Source organism: Serratia liquefaciens, assembly GCF_027594825.1.
Classification (GTDB): domain Bacteria; phylum Pseudomonadota; class Gammaproteobacteria; order Enterobacterales; family Enterobacteriaceae; genus Serratia; species Serratia liquefaciens_A.
The window spans coordinates 1,414,252-1,431,468 of sequence record NZ_CP088930.1; the positions used below are offsets into that span (position 1 = coordinate 1,414,252).

At 56.6% G+C, this 17,217-nt stretch carries 14 protein-coding genes and 6 tRNA genes; 11 read left to right on the forward strand and 9 right to left on the reverse strand.

The features are described 5' to 3' along the window. Nucleotides 1-133 precede the first annotated feature (133 nt). The gene (locus LQ945_RS06445; protein WP_262241421.1) at nucleotides 134-535 is read left to right on the forward strand and encodes a DUF2502 domain-containing protein; all 402 of its coding nucleotides are present in this window, start codon (nucleotides 134-136) and stop codon (nucleotides 533-535) included. Between the two features lie 135 nt (nucleotides 536-670). Here LQ945_RS06445 and LQ945_RS06450 read toward each other — a convergent pair whose 3' ends face one another. After that, complete coding sequence (locus tag LQ945_RS06450) at nucleotides 671-1,903, reverse strand: Nramp family divalent metal transporter (protein ID WP_262241420.1); 1,233 nt, start codon at nucleotides 1,901-1,903, stop codon at nucleotides 671-673. A gap of 378 nt (nucleotides 1,904-2,281) precedes the next feature. On the opposite strand from LQ945_RS06450, the gene LQ945_RS06455 reads away from it, so the two are divergent. Further along, nucleotides 2,282-3,469, forward strand: a complete 1,188-nt coding sequence (locus tag LQ945_RS06455; RefSeq protein ID WP_020827959.1) for a NupC/NupG family nucleoside CNT transporter — start codon at nucleotides 2,282-2,284, stop codon at nucleotides 3,467-3,469. 118 nt (nucleotides 3,470-3,587) lie between these two features. Here LQ945_RS06455 and LQ945_RS06460 read toward each other — a convergent pair. Beyond that, nucleotides 3,588-3,663, reverse strand: a tRNA-Ala gene (locus LQ945_RS06460). A gap of 60 nt (nucleotides 3,664-3,723) precedes the next feature. Then, nucleotides 3,724-3,799 (reverse strand) — tRNA-Ala (locus LQ945_RS06465). A gap of 307 nt (nucleotides 3,800-4,106) precedes the next feature. Between LQ945_RS06465 and LQ945_RS06470 the strand changes: the two genes are divergently transcribed. Then, complete coding sequence (locus tag LQ945_RS06470; protein WP_262240817.1) at nucleotides 4,107-4,892, forward strand: formate/nitrite transporter family protein; 786 nt, start codon at nucleotides 4,107-4,109, stop codon at nucleotides 4,890-4,892. 66 nt (nucleotides 4,893-4,958) lie between these two features. Here LQ945_RS06470 and gltX read toward each other — a convergent pair whose 3' ends face one another. Next, the gene (gene gltX, locus LQ945_RS06475; RefSeq protein WP_020827961.1) at nucleotides 4,959-6,374 is read right to left on the reverse strand and encodes a glutamate--tRNA ligase; all 1,416 of its coding nucleotides are present in this window, start codon (nucleotides 6,372-6,374) and stop codon (nucleotides 4,959-4,961) included. A gap of 292 nt (nucleotides 6,375-6,666) precedes the next feature. Here gltX and LQ945_RS06480 point away from each other — a divergent pair. The 4 genes from LQ945_RS06480 to LQ945_RS06495 all read left to right on the forward strand — a co-directional run bounded on the left by LQ945_RS06480 (nucleotide 6,667) and on the right by LQ945_RS06495 (nucleotide 7,056). Beyond that, nucleotides 6,667-6,742: transfer RNA gene (locus LQ945_RS06480), tRNA-Val, on the forward strand. A gap of 40 nt (nucleotides 6,743-6,782) precedes the next feature. Beyond that, nucleotides 6,783-6,858 (forward strand) — tRNA-Val (locus LQ945_RS06485). 39 nt (nucleotides 6,859-6,897) lie between these two features. After that, nucleotides 6,898-6,973: transfer RNA gene (locus LQ945_RS06490), tRNA-Val, on the forward strand. 7 nt (nucleotides 6,974-6,980) lie between these two features. Further along, nucleotides 6,981-7,056: transfer RNA gene (locus LQ945_RS06495), tRNA-Lys, on the forward strand. A gap of 170 nt (nucleotides 7,057-7,226) precedes the next feature. Here LQ945_RS06495 and dhbA read toward each other — a convergent pair. Genes dhbA through LQ945_RS06515 form a run of 4 tightly spaced genes read right to left on the reverse strand, consistent with a single transcriptional unit; the run spans nucleotide 7,227 to nucleotide 11,688 of the window. After that, entirely contained in the window at nucleotides 7,227-7,985 is a 759-nt protein-coding gene (dhbA, locus tag LQ945_RS06500; RefSeq protein ID WP_020827962.1) for a 2,3-dihydro-2,3-dihydroxybenzoate dehydrogenase, read from the reverse strand. Beyond that, on the reverse strand, nucleotides 7,985-8,839 hold the full coding sequence (locus tag LQ945_RS06505; RefSeq protein WP_020827963.1) for an isochorismatase: 855 nt from the start codon (nucleotides 8,837-8,839) through the stop codon (nucleotides 7,985-7,987). The genes dhbA and LQ945_RS06505 overlap by 1 nt, the downstream gene beginning before the upstream one ends. Before the next feature lie 3 nt (nucleotides 8,840-8,842). Next, a complete protein-coding gene (locus LQ945_RS06510) occupies nucleotides 8,843-10,471 on the reverse strand; it encodes a (2,3-dihydroxybenzoyl)adenylate synthase (RefSeq protein WP_270102539.1) in 1,629 nt (542 codons plus the stop codon). Nucleotides 10,472-10,479: 8 nt separating this feature from the next. Further along, nucleotides 10,480-11,688, reverse strand: a complete 1,209-nt coding sequence (locus tag LQ945_RS06515; RefSeq protein WP_182824477.1) for an isochorismate synthase — start codon at nucleotides 11,686-11,688, stop codon at nucleotides 10,480-10,482. A 198-nt stretch (nucleotides 11,689-11,886) separates the two neighbouring features. On the opposite strand from LQ945_RS06515, the gene fepB reads away from it, so the two are divergent. Further along, nucleotides 11,887-12,846 carry a Fe2+-enterobactin ABC transporter substrate-binding protein gene (fepB, locus tag LQ945_RS06520; protein ID WP_262240820.1) on the forward strand — a complete coding sequence of 320 codons (960 nt, stop codon included), beginning with the start codon at nucleotides 11,887-11,889 and terminating at the stop codon, nucleotides 12,844-12,846. On the opposite strand, the gene entS is transcribed toward fepB, so the two are convergent. Next, the gene (gene entS / locus LQ945_RS06525) at nucleotides 12,833-14,101 is read right to left on the reverse strand and encodes an enterobactin transporter EntS (protein ID WP_270102540.1); all 1,269 of its coding nucleotides are present in this window, start codon (nucleotides 14,099-14,101) and stop codon (nucleotides 12,833-12,835) included. The two genes, fepB and entS, sit on opposite strands and share 14 nt — an antisense overlap. A gap of 134 nt (nucleotides 14,102-14,235) precedes the next feature. On the opposite strand from entS, the gene fepD reads away from it, so the two are divergent. Genes fepD through LQ945_RS06540 form a run of 3 tightly spaced genes read left to right on the forward strand, consistent with a single transcriptional unit; the run spans nucleotide 14,236 to nucleotide 17,131 of the window. Next, a complete protein-coding gene (gene fepD / locus LQ945_RS06530) occupies nucleotides 14,236-15,309 on the forward strand; it encodes a Fe(3+)-siderophore ABC transporter permease (RefSeq protein ID WP_182824472.1) in 1,074 nt (357 codons plus the stop codon). Then, nucleotides 15,309-16,334 (forward strand): iron-enterobactin ABC transporter permease, encoded by a 1,026-nt coding sequence (gene fepG / locus LQ945_RS06535; RefSeq protein ID WP_270102541.1) that lies wholly within the window; start codon nucleotides 15,309-15,311, stop codon nucleotides 16,332-16,334. The genes fepD and fepG overlap by 1 nt, the downstream gene beginning before the upstream one ends. Continuing rightward, the gene (locus tag LQ945_RS06540) at nucleotides 16,331-17,131 is read left to right on the forward strand and encodes an ATP-binding cassette domain-containing protein (RefSeq protein WP_044552754.1); all 801 of its coding nucleotides are present in this window, start codon (nucleotides 16,331-16,333) and stop codon (nucleotides 17,129-17,131) included. The genes fepG and LQ945_RS06540 overlap by 4 nt, the downstream gene beginning before the upstream one ends. Nucleotides 17,132-17,217 lie beyond the last annotated feature (86 nt).

A 17,217-nucleotide genomic window follows, 5' to 3' on the forward strand; every position in this document is an offset into this window, starting at 1 on the left:
TAAGATTCAACCCTATCCACAAAGGCTAATATGCCGATATTGCAGGTAAAACTATAAGGCTGTTTTATAAACTGATGAACGCGCTTCATTAATTGTAAAACCGGCCAAGCCGCTACGGCGGAAAGGAGCATTCATGTTTAAACCTCTGTTATTGGCCGCCTTATTGGTGGTGTCAACGTTGCCTGCCATGCAGCCTGCGCAGGCGGAAGGGCTGAGCATCGATCTGATGCCGGGCGTCTCATTACGTATCGGCGAGCAAGACAATCGCGGCCGTTACTGGGACGGTTATGACTGGCGCGACCGCGACTGGTGGCAGGGCCATCAGGGTCGGTACCTGGGTGAACGCAATCGTCGGGGCTACAATTGGGATGGTTATCGCTGGCGCGACAACAATTACTGGCGCAAGAATTATTACTATCATGAAGGGCGCTATCGTAAATACGATAAGCACTATTATAAACACCATGAGAAGCATCACGGGAAAGGCCGACGTCATGACGATCGCGATCATCGCCACCATGACCACGATGATTGACGGCCAAAGGCCGTCAGCCCGCCTGATCCCCATCATTTAAGAGATCGAGATACCCGGGGCGACCCGGGTTTCCGCTGATATCGAGCTTTAGTGAACCGCATTAAACTTAATGTCGGCCTTTCGTTGGGTGCCCGATCAGAAAAGGCTGCTGACCAGCAGGTAGCCGTTCAACCCAACCACCACCAGCACGATAACTTTCCCTATCGCCTGTATGCTGCGGCTATTGACCATCTCCCCCATCAGTTCCCGGTTACCGGTGAACGACAGCAGCGGCACCAGCGCCAACGCTATACCAAAACTCAACAGCACCTGGCTCAGCACCAGAATGCGCGTAGCGTCCATTCCCATCATGATGACGATAAACGACGGCAGCATAGTGACCACCCGGCGCACCCACAGCGGGATATAAAAGTGCACAAATCCCTGCATCACGACCTGCCCTGCCAGCGTCCCCACCACGGTGGAAGATAATCCGGCAGCGACCAGGCTCAGTCCGAAGATGGTCGCTGCCGCCTGACCCAATAGCGGCTGCAGCGTCAGATAAGCCTGATCGAGATCGGCAATGCCGCTATGGCCGTTAAAATGGAAGGCCGCAGCGGCGGTAGCCATCATCGCCAGGTTAACAAAGCCGGCAATGGTCATGGCAATGGCGACGTCAAACTTGGTGGCCGCGTAGCGATCGGCTTTGGAATGCTCACCGCCGGTCTGGGTTAATGACGAATGCAGATAAATCACGTGCGGCATGATGGTCGCGCCCAGCACCCCGGCAGCCAAAAATACCGCGTCGCCGTTCGGCAGATCCGGTATTGCCATGCCTTTCAACAAAGGCTCCAACTGCGGTTGCGAAAATACCAGTTCCACCATATAAGCCGCGGCAACAAACAGCAGTAAACCGCCGATCACCATTTCCAGCGGTTTCTGCCCACGTTTTTGCAGCATCAGGATCAAGAAGGTCGCAATACCGGTCAGGATAGCCCCTTCCAGCAGCGTGACGCCCAGCAGCAGTTTAAAACCTATCGCAGCGCCGATAAATTCGGCCAAATCTGTGGCCATGGCGATAATTTCAGCCTGAACCCAATAGGCCCAAACTGCCGGGCGCGGGAAACGATCGCGAATGTGCTCTGCCAGGTTTTTACCGGTGGCAATACCGAGTTTTGCGGACAACAGCTGGATCAACATCGCCATGACGTTGGCCCACACCACGACCCACAACAGGGTGTAACCAAAAGAAGCGCCGGCCTGGATGTTGGTAGCAAAATTACCGGGATCGATATAGCCGATAGCCGCTATGAATGCGGGGCCCATCAAGGAAAGTTTGATCTTCCTCGCGGGGCGACGGGTGGTCTCAACCACATCACTGTTCAGCATGTTCTGAACCCTTACTTCTATTAAGCCTGTGGTTATCTTATGTAAATGATAATAATTATCAAGCGCATTTAGAGCGATAATGCTTATCTCTGCGATAGGAAATTACGACGGGTTTAACGAAAGGTTTGACGGGTAAGTGAACATTTACCGTACTGAACGGCGTTCTCTCCAGGAAAAAATCCTTTGGGTAATCCATTTAGCGCAAGAATATGAATTTCATATGGATTGATTAACCTCTTGATTTTTTATGCTTTAGCGTACAAGTTTAAGATGTTTCCCCCTATGATTTTCCATATTTGCAATAGAGCTCTCGTTTTTAAACGTGGCGTTACATAAAATGACATCCGAAATTCAGCCTGCCTCAAGTTTGGAGCAAACATGTCCCATATTGCGCACTTTGCGTTGGCGTTAGTGGTCGTCGCGATCCTGGCACTTTTAGTGTGTCGCGATCGTAAAAGCATCCGCATTCGCTATGTTATTCAACTGTTGGTTATTGAAGTACTGCTGGCCTATTTTTTCCTGCATTCGGAAGCGGGTTTAGGCTTTGTAAAAGGATTTGCCGCGCTGTTTGACAAGCTGCTCGGGTTTGCTGGGCAAGGGACTGATTTTGTATTCGGCGGTATGGGCGACAAAGGTCTGGCCTTCTTCTTCCTGAAGGTACTGTGCCCAATCGTCTTTATCTCTGCGCTGATCGGTATTCTGCAATACATTAAAGTACTGCCGTTTATCATCCGCATTATTGGTACCGTGCTGTCAAAAGTAAACGGTATGGGCAAGCTGGAGTCCTTCAACGCCGTCAGCTCGCTGATCCTGGGCCAGTCTGAAAACTTCATCGCCTATAAAGATATTCTGGGCAAGATGTCAGAAAAGCGCATGTACACCATGGCGGCAACCGCGATGTCCACGGTTTCCATGTCCATCGTCGGCGCTTACATGACCATGCTGGACGCCAAGTTTGTGGTGGCGGCGCTGGTACTGAACATGTTCAGCACCTTTATCGTGCTGTCATTGGTCAACCCTTACGACACCAGTAAAGAAGAAGAACTGCATCTGGGCAACCTGCACGAAGGCCAGAGCTTCTTCGAAATGCTGGGCGAATATATCCTGGCGGGTTTCAAAGTCGCGATTATCGTTGCTGCGATGCTGATCGGCTTTATTGCGCTGATCGCCGCGCTTAACGGCCTGTTCAGCGCCATCTTCGGCCTGAGCTTCCAGGAAATCCTGGGCTACTTCTTCTATCCATTCGCCTGGATTATGGGTATTCCTAAGCACGAAGCGTTGCAGGTTGGCAGCATCATGGCGACCAAGCTGGTTTCCAACGAATTCGTGGCGATGATGGAGCTGCAGAAGGTTTCTGCTGAACTCTCTCCACGCAGCCTGGGTATCCTGTCGGTGTTCCTGGTTTCCTTCGCCAACTTCTCTTCCATCGGCATCGTAGCCGGTGCGATTAAAGGGCTGAACGAGCACCAGGGCAACGTGGTTTCCCGCTTTGGTCTGAAGCTGGTTTACGGTTCTACGCTGGTCAGCATCCTGTCTGCGTCGATCGCAGGCCTGGTTCTGGGCTAAGCTTAAAAACCAGTCATGCAAAGGTCGCTTCGGCGACCTTTTTTATTGCCTGCAATTCAGAAACGGAAAGGAATGACAGAAAGCAAAAAGCCGACCCTGAGGTCGGCTTTTTAAATGGTGGTGGAGCTAGACGGGATCGAACCGTCGACCTCTTGCATGCCATGCAAGCGCTCTCCCAGCTGAGCTATAGCCCCACAAAAGTGGTACGCTTTAACCTGCGTTACGGTGTTCCCCAACCCTTCTGAGATAAAGGTTGGTGGAGCTAGACGGGATCGAACCGTCGACCTCTTGCATGCCATGCAAGCGCTCTCCCAGCTGAGCTATAGCCCCAATCCACAATCACTAAATCCTGTGAACGGGGCGCATGATATGAAACCCCTGAAAAACTGTCAACGGCTAAATTGAATTAGTCGATCAAGCGCTGAAAAAGCCGCCAAATCAGCGCGTTTCACGCTAAAAAATCGCCATGGCGAACAAAAATCAGCCATTGACGCCTCGCTTCACAAAAAACAAAAAACCTTATCCATTGTGTTGATTTTTAATTAACAGAATGTTAGCGAAATACCCTTGAGTCATCTCGCCCACAGGCATAGACTTCCCCGCGTCGTAAATCCCACAACAATAAACCGAGTCAGTTATGTCGTTGCATTCACCAAAAGAAATCGCTGCGTTAGCCATTCAGGCCGGCGTAAACAAAAGCCGGGCATCGCTCGCCAACCTGCTCATTCTGGGCTTTCTCGCCGGCGCCTTCATCGCGACCGGCTTCCTGCTGGATATCCACGTGATCGGCACCCTGCCGCCCGAATGGGGCTCCTTCGGCGCATTGCTGGGGGCTGCCGTCTTCCCTATAGGGCTTATCCTGACGATTCTGGCCGGCGGCGAGCTGCTGACCGGCAATATGATGACCTTGCCGATAGCCTGGTTTGCTCGCCAAATCTCGCTGTTTGCCATCGTGCGCAACTGGTTCTGGGTCACCCTGGCCAACTTCGCCGGCAGCCTGGCGGTCGCCTATTTCTTTGGCCACCTGCTTGGCCTGACCGAAGGCGCATTCCTGCACAAAACCCTGTCTATTGCGCAAGCCAAGGTAGATGCCGACTTCCTGCACGCCTTTATATCCGGCGTCGGTTGCAATTGGTTGGTGTGCCTGGCGGTGTGGCTGGCCTTTGCCAGCAAGGACGTGCCGGGCAAAGTGATTGGCATGTGGTTCCCGGTAATGGCGTTTGTCGCCATCGGCTTCCAGCACGTGGTGGCGAACATGTTTATTATCCCGGCCGCCATTTTTGCCGGCGGCTTAAGCTGGGGTCAGTTCCTGCCCAACTTCACGGCGGTGTTTCTCGGTAACGCGCTGGGCGGCGCCGGCTTCGTCGGCCTGATGTACTTCCTCGCCTATCGCCCCACCGTGCCGGCCGCTGAACAGGCCTGATCGACAGCGACAAAAAAAGCCCCGGGATTGCTCCACGGGGCTTTTTCATTATGGGCTCAGAAACTATCAGGCCTGAGCTTCACGCCCGGCGATATAAGCCAATGCCAGATCGATACGCTGTAAAGAACGAGCCTGACCGATGGCATGCACGGTCACGTCCATACCCGGTGACTGGCCGGCACCGGTAACCGCTACGCGCAGCGGCATGCCTACCTTACCCATACCGACGCCCAGCTCATCTGCCGTGCCTTGAATGGCATCATGCACGTTTTCCGGCGTCCAGGCAGTGATGGCGGCCAATTTGGCCCGTACCGCTTCCAGCGGCTGACGAGCAACCGGGCGCAGGTGTTTTTTCGCAGCGTCAGCGTCGAACTCGCTGAAGTCTTCATAGAAGTAACGGCAAGACTCCGCCATTTCCTTCAACGTTTTGCAGCGCTCGCCCAACAGCTTGACGATATCTTTCAGCTCTGGACCATTGCGGGTTTCAATTCCCAGTTGCTCCACGTGCCACGCCAGATACACGGCAACTTCTTCGGCCGGCATATGGTTAATGTAATGATGGTTCAACCACTGCAATTTTTCGGTATTGAAGGCGCTGGCGGATTTGTTGATCGCTTCCAGCGTGAAGAACTCTTTCATCTCATCAATAGAGAAGATTTCCTGATCGCCGTGAGACCAACCCAGACGCACCAAATAGTTCAGCAGCGCCTGCGGCAGGTAGCCGTCGTCGCGGTACTGCATCACGCCTACGGCACCGTGGCGTTTAGACAGCTTTTTACCGTCGTCACCGAGGATCATCGAAACGTGGGCGTATTCCGGTACCGGTGCGCCCAGCGCTTTGAGGATGTTGATCTGGCGCGGAGTGTTGTTGATGTGGTCTTCACCGCGGATCACGTGGGTGATTTCCATATCCCAGTCGTCGATCACCACGCAGAAGTTATAGGTCGGCGCACCGTCGGTACGACGAATGATCAGATCGTCCAGTTCCTGGTTGCTGAATTCGATCGGGCCACGGATCTTGTCATCGAAGATTACCGAGCCTTCCTGCGGATTACGGAAACGCACCACGTGCGGCTCGTCATCGGTGTGGCTGCATTGGCTGTCGCGGCAGTGGCCGTCGTAACGCGGTTTTTCACCGTTTTCCATCTGCTTTTCACGCAGCGCTTCCAGACGTTCCTTCGAGCAATAGCATTTATAAGCAGTTCCCTGCACCAGCATGTCGTCAATCACCGCGTTATAACGGTCAAAACGCTTGGTCTGGAAGTACGGGCCTTCGTCCCAATCCAGGTTTAACCAGTTCATGCCATCCATAATTGCGTCGATAGCATCCTGGGTTGAGCGTTCCAAATCGGTATCTTCGATACGCAGAACGAACTCACCGCCCGCATGGCGAGTGAATAGCCAGGAGTAAAGCGCAGTACGGGCGCCACCGACGTGAAGATAGCCGGTTGGGCTCGGTGCAAAACGGGTTTTGATTTTCATTGGGTTCACTGCCTTATTACGCAACGCATGTCAGCGGTTGCCGACGATTGCTCGGAATTTAAAAAAGTGGCCGACATTGTATCACCACGCGCTAATTCCTCAACGCTGACACGATATTGCTGCATCAGCTTTCATCATCTCTGCGGCGCTTTTCGCATAACAATGTGCAAAGAATCAGCATTGCTGGCGATAAATATCGCATCCTGTTTAAATTTGCGGCGAACGATTGAAATCATTTTAAAAACCGTTGACTCACTTTCAACTATCCCTATAATGCGACTCCAACAAGACGGGGCGATTAGCTCAGTTGGTAGAGCATCTCCTTTACACGGAGGGGGTCGGCGGTTCGAGCCCGTCATCGCCCACCATCTTGTTGAGCAGTAAAGCAGTAAGAAATGAGAAAAATGAGGGTGATTAGCTCAGTTGGTAGAGCATCTCCTTTACACGGAGGGGGTCGGCGGTTCGAGCCCGTCATCACCCACCACTCATTCTCTTGTTTAGCAGTACCTGGAAGTCCTGAAGTGGGTGATTAGCTCAGTTGGTAGAGCATCTCCTTTACACGGAGGGGGTCGGCGGTTCGAGCCCGTCATCACCCACCACTTCTGCGGGTCGTTAGCTCAGTTGGTAGAGCAGTTGACTTTTAATCAATTGGTCGCAGGTTCGAATCCTGCACGACCCACCAATACAGAAAAAAGCGCCTTTTGGCGCTTTTTTCGCATCTGCGTCCTGATAATCTCTATAAGCCTCACCACTTCCGCCCTCCCCCTGAAAATAATCACTTCCCTGCGCCGCCAATAGAAAAGGCGCTGCAAGCAGCGCCCTTTGGCTATCCTGAAATTGTCGACCGGATGATCAGGCCGCCAGCGTCGCTCCGCCGTCAATCACGATATCCTGCATGGTAATATGGCTGGCGCGATCGGAAGCCAGGAACAAAATGGCATCGGCGATTTCCTGCGGCTGGGCAATTTTACCCAGCGGGATGCCCAGCTTGAACTGTTCCGGGAAACCATTGATGGTGTTCTGTTCCCCCGTTTCGTCCTGCCACATGCCGCGCTGCATCGGAGTATTGGTCGATCCGGGCGAGACCAGGTTGCAACGAACGCCATAAGGCGCCATTTCCAACCCCACGGTTTGGCACAGGCTACGCAACGCCGCTTTGGAAGCGCAATAGGCCGCCATACCGACACGTGGCACATGCGCCGCATTGGACGCCACGCTGACAATAGCGCCGCGTCGCTGACGCCTAAACACCGGCAGGGCATGGCGGAACATATTGAATGCGCCACCGGCATTCACCGCCAGGCAGGCCAGCCAGTCTGCGGTGCTGGTTTCGTCCGCAAGCCCCATGCGCAGAATACCGGCGCCGTTGACCAGCACGTCCAACTCACCCTGCTCCGCCAGCAAACGCCCACACAGGGCGTCTACCGCATCACTGTCGGCAATATCCAGCACTTCGGTGCGAAACGCGTATTCCGGCTCGCCAAAGTGCTTATCGAAGCCAATGACCTCAGCACCGGCCCGCACAAATGCCAACGCGGTCTCCAGGCCAATCCCGGCGCCCGCGCCGGTGACCCAGACCCGTTTGCCGGCAAAATCGCCCTGTTGACTCATCAGGCTTTCCCCTCTGACAACAGCGCCCACCAACCATCAATGGTCGGGTTCTTGGCCAGGGCGATAAAATCGATATCGCCGCGGATCTTACGCCAGCGCGCCGCCAGCTCCATGATGCGGACCGAATCCAGACCGTAGTCGATCAGGTTCTCATCGTCACCCATGTCTTCACTGTCTTCGTCGAGGAAAGGCATGATTTGCTGGCGCAACGCCGCTTTGCTGGTGATCCCAGGCAACAGTTCGGCGGTGGTGACCACGCGGCCACAGCGGCCGGCGGTGTAACGCAGCGCCATCAGGTGCTCTTCACGGGAGAAGTCGGCCAGGCCATCAGCAACCATAAACGGCTGAATATTGCGCATAAAGGCATCGATCGCCGTGGTCATGCAGCCGATATGGGCGTAGACGCCACAGATGATCAGCTGATCGCGACCGGACTCCTGCAGAATTTCCTGCAGCGGTGAACGGTGGAAGGCGCTGTAACGCCATTTCACCAGCACAGTGTCGTCCTCTTCCGGCGCCAGCGCGGCGACCACCGCCTGCTGCTCCGGGTGCTTGTTTAATCCAGGCCCCCACATATCATTGAGCAACGCGCGATCTTCATCGCTCTGCTGGTTAGGTTGCGCGGTATAGAACACCGGGATCCCCTGGGATTTGCAGTAGCGACGCAGGTTGGCGATGTTTTCCACTACCTGTTTGATCAACGGGCTGTCTTCACCCCAGAAATTCAGAAAATACTGCTGCATATCGTGGATCAGCAGTGCAGCGCGCTGCGGTTCCACCGTCCAGCTTACTTTGTTGGTCGGCAGTTCAGCCTGAGTCGGCAACGCGTAATCATTAAGTTTTGGAATGGCCATGACTTATTCTCCCTGGACCTGAGTCAGTTGTTGCGCCTCCAGGCGTTGGCGCAACAGTTTTTTATCCACTTTGCCAACCGGGGTGAGCGGCAGCGTTTCAACCTGTATAAAGCGGTCGGGTAATTTGAATTCGGCCACGCCCTCGGCGCGTAAATGGCGACGCAGCACCACCGGCTTCAATGGGCTGGTGCCGATAATGTAGGCACAGCTTTTCTCGCCCATCAGCTCGTCCGGCATCGAAACCAACGCCGCATTGATCACTTCCGGGTGACGCAGCAGCAGGTTTTCGATCTCCTCGGCGGCGATCTTCTCCCCACCGCGGTTGATTTGGTCTTTCTGCCGCCCTTCGACCTTCACATAGCCGTCTTCAGTCAGGCTAATCAAGTCACCGGAGCAGTAGAAACCGTCTTTATCAAAGGCGGCAGCGTTATGCTCCGGGCTTTGGTAATAACCGCGGAAGGTATAGGGGCCACGGGTCATCAGACGACCGGTCTCTCCGACCGGCAGCGGATTGCCCTCGTCATCGGCGACCCATAGCTCATCATCCGGTGACATCGGACACCCTTGGGTAGTCAAAATATGCTGGTCGTCATCGTCCAGCCGGGTGTAGTTCACCAGGCCTTCCGCCATGCCGAACACTTGCTGCAGCTGACAGCCGATTTCGGCCGGAATGCGCGCGGCCAAAGTTTCCCCCAGCTTGGCGCCGCCCACCTGCAACAGCTTCAGGCTGGCCAACTGCTGGCAACCGCCCCATTCTTCAATGGCCTGCAGCCACAGCGTCACCGCCGGCGGCACCAGCGCCGTCACGTTAATCTGATGCTGGTCGATCAAACGGAAGCATTGCCCGGCATCCGGATCGCTGGCGAACACCACCAGCCCGGCGCCATAAAAGACCCCCAACACGCCCGGTGAGCTCATCGGATAGTTGTGCGCTACCGGCAATGCACACAGGTAGCGGGTTTCGTCATCGAAATGGCAAATCTCTACGCTGCGGCGAATGCTGTAGTAGTAGTCGTTATGGGTACGCGGGATCAGCTTCGGCGTGCCGGTGCTGCCCCCGGAAAGCTGGAAGAAAGCCACCTGATCGGCCGGAGTGGGTGCGGCAACAAAATCGCCGCAATCTTCTTCCAGCCAGCTCGCCAGCGACTGCTCGCCAGCGTCCTCACTGCGCAAGCCAACCAGGCGCAGAGAAGGATGCTCGGCGCGGAACGCCGTCAGGAATTCGTCGTTGTCAAACAGGCCATGCTGGCGGTCTGCAATCAGCAATGCCGGTTTGATCTGCGCCGCGTAGGCGTTCAGCTCATTGCGTTGGTGGCTGAACAGCGCATTTACCGGCACCACGCCAATTTTCAACAGCGCAAAGAAAGTCACATAGAACTCAACCACGTTGCCCAACTGCACCAGCGCGGTATCGCCGCTGTGAATGCCCCGACGCAGCAAGGCCGCGGCCAGCCGATCGGAGAGTTGATTAAGCTGGCGGTAGCTCAGGCTGCGTTGCGGGTCGATCAGCGCTATGGCGTCATTTTTAGCCTGGCGGGTGATGATGTCGGTCAATGGCCGATCGGTCCAATATCCGCGTTCGCGATAGCGACGGGCTAATGCCTCAGGCCAGGGAGTAAAAGCAATGCTCATGAAAATATCTATCCTTGGTTCAGGCCAAACGCCCGCGAAATGGTACTGAGTTTGGTGCCGGTTTCATGCCATTCTGATTCCGGCGAAGAATCTTGCACAATGCCGGCCCCGGCAAAGAGACGCACCTGGTTGCCCTGCACCGTGCCACAGCGGATGGTCACCACCCACTCCCCGTTGCCTTCGGCATCACACCAGCCGACGATGCCGCCAAACAGGCCGCGATCGAAAGGCTCCAACTGCTTGATCACCTGGTGCGCCAGGGCGGTTGGCGTACCGCACAGCGCCGGTGTCGGGTGCAGCAGGCAGGCCAGCGACAACGCATTCTCCGCGCGGCTGGCGGCCTCGCCGTCGATTGGCGTAGACAAGTGCCACAGCGTGGTGGTGCTCAATAATTCGGGAGAGGTGGGGATATTCAGATAACTGCAGCGATCGGCCAGCACCTGCCGCATGCCTTCGGTAACAAACTGGTGCTCATAGAGATCTTTTTCGGAAACCAACAGCTGTTGGCTGACTTCACGATCCCGCTGCGGGTCGGCGTCACGGCGAGCGGAGCCTGCCAGCGGGTTGGAATAAAATTGTGCGCCGGATTTACGCAGCAGCAGCTCAGGGCTGGCGCCCAGCAATGCCCCCTGCTCCAACGGCACATGGAAATGGAAACCGTGTGGGTTCTGGGCGATGATACGCGCCATCAACGCGTGGCTGTCTACCGGTTCACGCGTTTCAATCTCCAGCAGGCGTGACAGCACCACTTTATCCAGTTGGTCGCCACGGGTTGCTTCCACCGCATCTGCCACCATCTGCATGAAAGGCTGTTGTGCAGGCACTTCCTTTTGGCTGATAATTTCCGGCAGGGCTTCCTGCGGTGAGGTTACGCCGGCCAAAAAGGCATCGCGCTCAAACCACTGGGTGTGCTGAGGAATAAAGAGTGCAGAGGGCTGATGAGTATCAAACGGGATCGCGCCACACAGAACCGGGTTTTTCACCCCCGCCAGTTTGGCTTCGGCAAAAGCATGCTGTACCGCCTGCTGGAACTCGCCGTTAAGTTGGTCCCCGTTCTGGGCCGGCAGCGTGATTTTGGCGAAGCAGCCCTGGGTGCTCAGGCTACGGAAAGGAGAGGTAAAGAAAAAGCCGGAGGTCGGCGACACGCCTGCTACGGACGATTCGCTATCCTTGCTGTGCGGCTTCTTCTGCCCGGTACCCTTTACTGTCACGCTCATCGGTTCTCCCTTTCGTATCATGAACAATAACCTGTATAATAATGATTATCATTTGTATTGAATCGCGTTAAATTACCCTCGTGAATATTCTATGTCAATAAATGTAAACAGTTCTTCTATTCATTATCGTGCTATAAAACCAGCAGTTTTAATTATATAAATGATAAGTATTACTATTTAACTTCTAAGGAATGCTTTATGAAGAAGAACCTGTTCTTCGGCTTCGCGCTGTTTGGCCTGCTGGCCATGGGTGCAGCCCAGGCAGCAGATGCCGGTTGGCCGCGCAAAATCGAAACTTCACACGGCGTGATCACCTTGCAGCAGCCCCCTGCCCGCATCGTTTCCACCAGCGTTACCGTCACCGGCACCCTGCTGGCGATTGATGCGCCAGTGATCGCCAGCGGTGCCACCACGCCCGGCAGCCGTCTGGCGGACTCACAAGGTTTCTTCCACCAATGGAGCGCTATCGCGGCACAGCGCGGCGTAAAGCGCCTGTACATTGGTGAACCCAACGCAGAAGCCATTGCCGGTGAAGCGCCCGACCTGATCATCATCTCCGCTACCGGCGCCGACTCCGCCGTGCGCCTGTACGATCAGCTGTCCGCCATTGCCCCGGTGCTGGTGGTCAATTACGACGACAAAAGCTGGCAGGCGCTGGCGATCGAGCTGGGCCAGGCCACCGGACACGAAGCCAGGGCGCAAAAAATCGTTGATGATTTCGATAGCCGCGAAAAGTCGCTTAAGCAGCGCATGACGCTGCCGGAACAACCGACCTCCGCCCTGGTCTTCAGCGCCGACGGCAAATCAGCCAACCTGTGGACCGCCGAATCTTCCCAGGGGCAAATGCTCAAGCAGTTGGGCTTCACCCTGGCGGTTCCGTCAGACAAGCTGAACAACAGCCGCAGCATGGGAATGCGCAAAGATATCATTCAGCTCGCCGGGGAAAACCTGGCAGAAGGTCTGAACGGCCAGACGCTGATGCTGTTTGCCAACAACGACAGCGACGCACAGCGACTGATGGCCAATCCTTTCCTCGCGCACCTGCCGGCGGTACAACACAAGCGGGTTTATGCGCTGGGCAATGACACCTTCCGACTGGACTATTACAGCGCCAGCAACCTGCTGACGCTGTTGGAAAAACAGTTTATTTCTCAGTAGTTCCCGCGGCGGGCTGGAGATCGCTTTCCTGCCCGCCAAGGCTCACCTGACGCAGCCCTTTCATCGCGAACGCCAGCACCACACCCAGTATCGCCACGCCAAAACCGAAGCTGGTAGAAGTCATGGCCGGCAGCATAAACGCCCCCATCGCCCCCAGCAGCAGGGCACCCAATGCGTCCCCCACCACGTTTTGCGCCGTCCACAGGCCATTAATGCGCCCCAGGAAAGCATCCGGCGTCAGGTTCTGAATCAGCCCGTACTGCAGCAAGGAGTTCAATGCGCTCAGGTAGCCAAACACCACCAGGAAGAACAGTGCCAGTCCGTACCAGGGCATCAGACCGAACAGGCCGATAGCGACAAACGCGCCGATCGCCGTCATCAGCATCATCCAACCCGGTCGCGCCACGTGCGCCACACGGCCACTGGTGAAGGCGCCAATTGCCGCGCCCAGCGGCACGGCGGAATACATAAAGCCCAGCTGCGCCGCACTGACCTGCCACATGCCGGACATCGCCGGGTACAGCACTCGCACCGCGCTGGCCATGGTCAGCAACGCGCCGATCAGCGCCACCATGCCAATCACCCGGTTACGAAACAGGAAGCCAAAACCCCCGGCCAGTGCGCGCAACGGATGCTCGCGTGGCTGAGGTGGCGGCAACAGCTGCGGCAGCTGCAGCAAAGGGATCAACGTCAGCAAGGTGCCGAACGCCGCCAAAGCGTAGTTCCACGTTACGCCGGCGTTGGCAATCACCAACCCGCCGATCGCCGGGGAAAGAATGGAGCCAAAACGTACCGTCAGCATGCTGATGGCACCGGCCTGAACGATATTTTCACGCCCGACCAGCGCAGGCGTCGCCGCCAGTAACGCCGTCACGCCCACCGCCCCGAAGAACCCGTCCCAAACCGCCAGCAGATAAATCAGCGTCAAGGAGGGCGCAGGCAAGGCGGCATTAAGGCACAGGCCGATAAAGCCAATGCCACAGGTGGAACGAGCGAAGAGGATCAGACGGCGACGCTCATAGCGGTCGGCCAGTACGCCCCCCATCAGCAAGCCGGCAAACATGCCGCTGCCAGCCAGCGTCACGGACAACCCGACCAGCAGCGTCGACCCGGTCAGGGTCTGGATCTGTACCGGGATTGCAATGGCCATCAGCCCGAGCGCTAAAATGGAAATAAAACGCGCGCAGAACACAGCGCGAAAGGCGCTATTGGTCTTAAGCAGGCCAAAATCAAGCAAAATAGAGGGCTTACTCATTAGCTTTCTCACCACAACTAAAGAAAAGGGGCAGCGTCTGTGCTGCAATAGCGAAGGGACTCATGGTACCATAGATGAAAACAATCAATAATGATAATAAAACTCATTCATATTCAATAAAATAATGGATTGTTATGTTACGGATTACACGCAATTGCACACCGTCCATTCCGCTGCCCAGCGACCGTCTTGCGGGTGGCACTCCCCGCTCATTTCGTCGCAAGCTGCTTGGCTTGCTGATAGCGGTTTGCGCCCTGCTGGTCGTCATGCTGCTCAGCCTGTCGCTCGGTGCCAAATCTATCCCCTTCGATACGGTTATCCAGGCGCTCAACGGCCAATGTAGCGGTGCCGACTGCACCATCATTACCAACGCCAGACTGCCGCGCACATTGGTTGGCGTGTTGGCGGGCATCGCCCTGGGCTTGTCCGGCGTCCTGATGCAAACCCTCACCCGCAATCCGCTGGCCGACCCCGGCATTCTCGGCGTTAACGCCGGCGCGGGTTTTGCCGTGGTGCTGGGCATCACTTTCTTTGGTGCCGCTCACGTCGGCGACTATCTGTGGTTCGCCTTTGCCGGCGCTATGTTTGCCGCCCTGCTGGTCGCGCTGATTGGCGCATTGGGCGGCAGCAGCCTGAACCCGGTCCGCCTGACGCTGGCCGGCGTCGCGCTGGCGGCGGTGCTGGAAGGCATGACCTCCGGTATTTCCCTGTTGAACCCGCTGGTCTTCGATCAGCTTCGTTTTTGGCAGGCCGGTTCGCTGGATATTCAAAATATGCAGGTGGTACGCACCGTCGCCCTGCCGATCCTGTTGGGCACTGCAATCACGCTGTGGATGAGCAAATCGCTGAACAGCCTGAGTATGGGCAACGAGCTAGCCACCGCGCTGGGCACCGGCATCGTCCGCACCCAGCTATTGGGACTGCTGGCGATCACCCTGCTGTGCGGTGGCGCCACCGCCGCCGTCGGCCCGATAGCCTTTGTCGGCCTGATGATGCCGCACATTGCCCGGCGGCTGGCCGGTTCCGAGCTGCACTGGATGCTGCCATGGACGTTGGTATTGACCCCGATCCTGCTATTGAGCGCCGACCTGATCGGCCGCTTCCTGGTCGCCGGCGAACTGCGCGTTTCCATCGTCACCGCGCTTATTGGCGCACCGCTGCTGATCATGCTGGTTCGTCAACGCCATATGTTCAGGAGGCAGCGCTAATGTCGATGTCCGCAGCCCGCCAAATGGCCAACCACAAAATGCGCGCCCTGTCGCGACCGGCGCTAACCGCGTTACTGCTATTGCTTGCCGCCCTGGCGCTGGCTATTTATGCCCTGGGTTCAGGCGCTCTTTCGCTCAGCGCCCTGCAGGTGATCGACGCCTTGCGCGGTGAAGGCCCGGCCAACCTGGCGGTGATCGTCACCCAGTGGCGCTTGCCACGCGTGGTAATGGCACTGTTGTTGGGCGCAGCGCTCGGCATCAGCGGTGCCATCTTCCAATCGCTGCTGCGCAACCCGCTGGGCAGCCCCGACGTCATCGGTTTTAATACCGGCGCTTACAGCGGCGTGCTGGTGGCAATAGTGCTGTTTAACGGCGGCGTTTTCGGCATTACCTCCGGGGCGCTGGCCGGAGGCCTATTGACCGCCTCGCTGATTTATCTGCTGGCATGGCGCAACGGCGTTGAGTCATTCCGCTTGATTATCGTCGGTATCGCCGTGCGCGCTCTGCTGGTGGCCGGTAATACCTGGCTGATCATCAGCGCCTCACTGGAGTCCGCCATGACCGCCGGGTTGTGGAGCGCCGGGTCGCTCAACGGCGTGACCTGGGCAAAAAGTTTGCCGGTGCTGGCGGTGATTGCGCTGTGCTGCCTGTTGCTGCTGATGCTGGCCCGCCGCATGCGGCTGCTGGAAATGGGTGATGACACCGCCTGCGCGCTCGGCGTACCGGTGGAGCGCTCACGGGTGCTGCTGTTATTGGTCGGCGTCACGCTGACTGCCGCCGCCACCGCCGTAGCCGGACCCATCTCCTTTATTGCGCTGGTGGCCCCCCAGATTGCACGACGCCTGTGCGCCAACCGCAGCGTCCTGTTGCTGACATCCCTGACGGGGGCCCTGTTACTGCTGCTCGCCGATGTCGCAGCGCAACGCCTGTTTATGCCTTATCAGTTGCCGGTCGGGGTATTGACCGTCAGCCTGGGCGGCATTTATCTGATTTGGCTATTAATCCGTGAGTCACGAAAAAAATGAATGCTGAACCTTTGCAGCCCGCGCCGTTACGCGCCGAAAACCTGACGCTCGGCTATGACAAAAAAATCGTCGCGCGCGACCTGTCCGTTTCTATTCCGCACGGCGAACTGACGGTCATTATCGGGCCGAATGCCTGCGGTAAATCGACCTTGCTGCGCACCCTCAGCCGCCTGATGCAACCGCAGGCCGGGGCTATCTGGCTCAACGGCAAACACATTAGCGACTATGCCACCAAAGAGGTGGCGCGCCAGTTGGGGCTGCTGCCGCAAAGCTCGACCGCGCCGGGTGACATTACCGTGTTTGATCTGGTGGCACGCGGCCGCTATCCGCATCAGCGTCTGTTCAGCCGCTGGCGCGAGGAAGACCAACAGGCGGTCGAACAGGCCATGCGCTCCACCGGCGTGTTTGAACTGGCTGAACAGCCGGTTGATACGCTCTCCGGCGGACAGCGTCAACGGGTCTGGATTGCCATGGTATTGGCGCAGCAAACGCCGCTGCTGCTGTTGGATGAGCCGACCACCTGGCTGGATATCAGCCATCAGATCGACTTGCTGGAGCTGATGCGTCAGCTAAACCGTGAAAACGGCCATACGCTGGTGGTGGTGCTGCACGACCTTAATCACGCCTGCCGTTACGCCACCCATCTGATTGCCATGCGCGACGGCAAGGTGGTGGCCGAGGGGGCACCGAAGGATATTGTGACGCCGGAATTGATCGAAAAGGTCTACGGCCTGCGCTGCATGATCATTGACGATCCCGTCTCGCACACGCCGTTGGTAGTGCCGCTGGGTAAGTAAGACAACACATCAGAGTCCTAAGTATATTATCAAGTTATACCCTATGGATTTCACGTTGCAGCTAGGCGCCCAGCTCACTCATCCCC

Bases quoted from the DNA above. Each gene is read 5' to 3' on its own strand.
- LQ945_RS06505 (WP_020827963.1), bottom strand. From the start codon at position 8,839: ATGGCCATTCCAAAACTTAATGATTACGCGTTGCCGACTCAGGCTGAA.
- LQ945_RS06470 (WP_262240817.1), top strand. From the start codon at position 4,107: ATGTCGTTGCATTCACCAAAAGAAATCGCTGCGTTAGCCATTCAGGCC.
- LQ945_RS06540 (WP_044552754.1), top strand. From the start codon at position 16,331: ATGAATGCTGAACCTTTGCAGCCCGCGCCGTTACGCGCCGAAAACCTG.
- dhbA (WP_020827962.1), bottom strand. From the start codon at position 7,985: ATGAGTCAACAGGGCGATTTTGCCGGCAAACGGGTCTGGGTCACCGGC.
- LQ945_RS06455 (WP_020827959.1), top strand. From the start codon at position 2,282: ATGTCCCATATTGCGCACTTTGCGTTGGCGTTAGTGGTCGTCGCGATC.
- LQ945_RS06510 (WP_270102539.1), bottom strand. From the start codon at position 10,471: ATGAGCATTGCTTTTACTCCCTGGCCTGAGGCATTAGCCCGTCGCTAT.
- LQ945_RS06450 (WP_262241420.1), bottom strand. From the start codon at position 1,903: ATGCTGAACAGTGATGTGGTTGAGACCACCCGTCGCCCCGCGAGGAAG.
- fepB (WP_262240820.1), top strand. From the start codon at position 11,887: ATGAAGAAGAACCTGTTCTTCGGCTTCGCGCTGTTTGGCCTGCTGGCC.
- fepD (WP_182824472.1), top strand. From the start codon at position 14,236: ATGTTACGGATTACACGCAATTGCACACCGTCCATTCCGCTGCCCAGC.
- gltX (WP_020827961.1), bottom strand. From the start codon at position 6,374: ATGAAAATCAAAACCCGTTTTGCACCGAGCCCAACCGGCTATCTTCAC.
- LQ945_RS06445 (WP_262241421.1), top strand. From the start codon at position 134: ATGTTTAAACCTCTGTTATTGGCCGCCTTATTGGTGGTGTCAACGTTG.
- entS (WP_270102540.1), bottom strand. From the start codon at position 14,101: ATGAGTAAGCCCTCTATTTTGCTTGATTTTGGCCTGCTTAAGACCAAT.
- fepG (WP_270102541.1), top strand. From the start codon at position 15,309: ATGTCGATGTCCGCAGCCCGCCAAATGGCCAACCACAAAATGCGCGCC.
- LQ945_RS06515 (WP_182824477.1), bottom strand. From the start codon at position 11,688: ATGAGCGTGACAGTAAAGGGTACCGGGCAGAAGAAGCCGCACAGCAAG.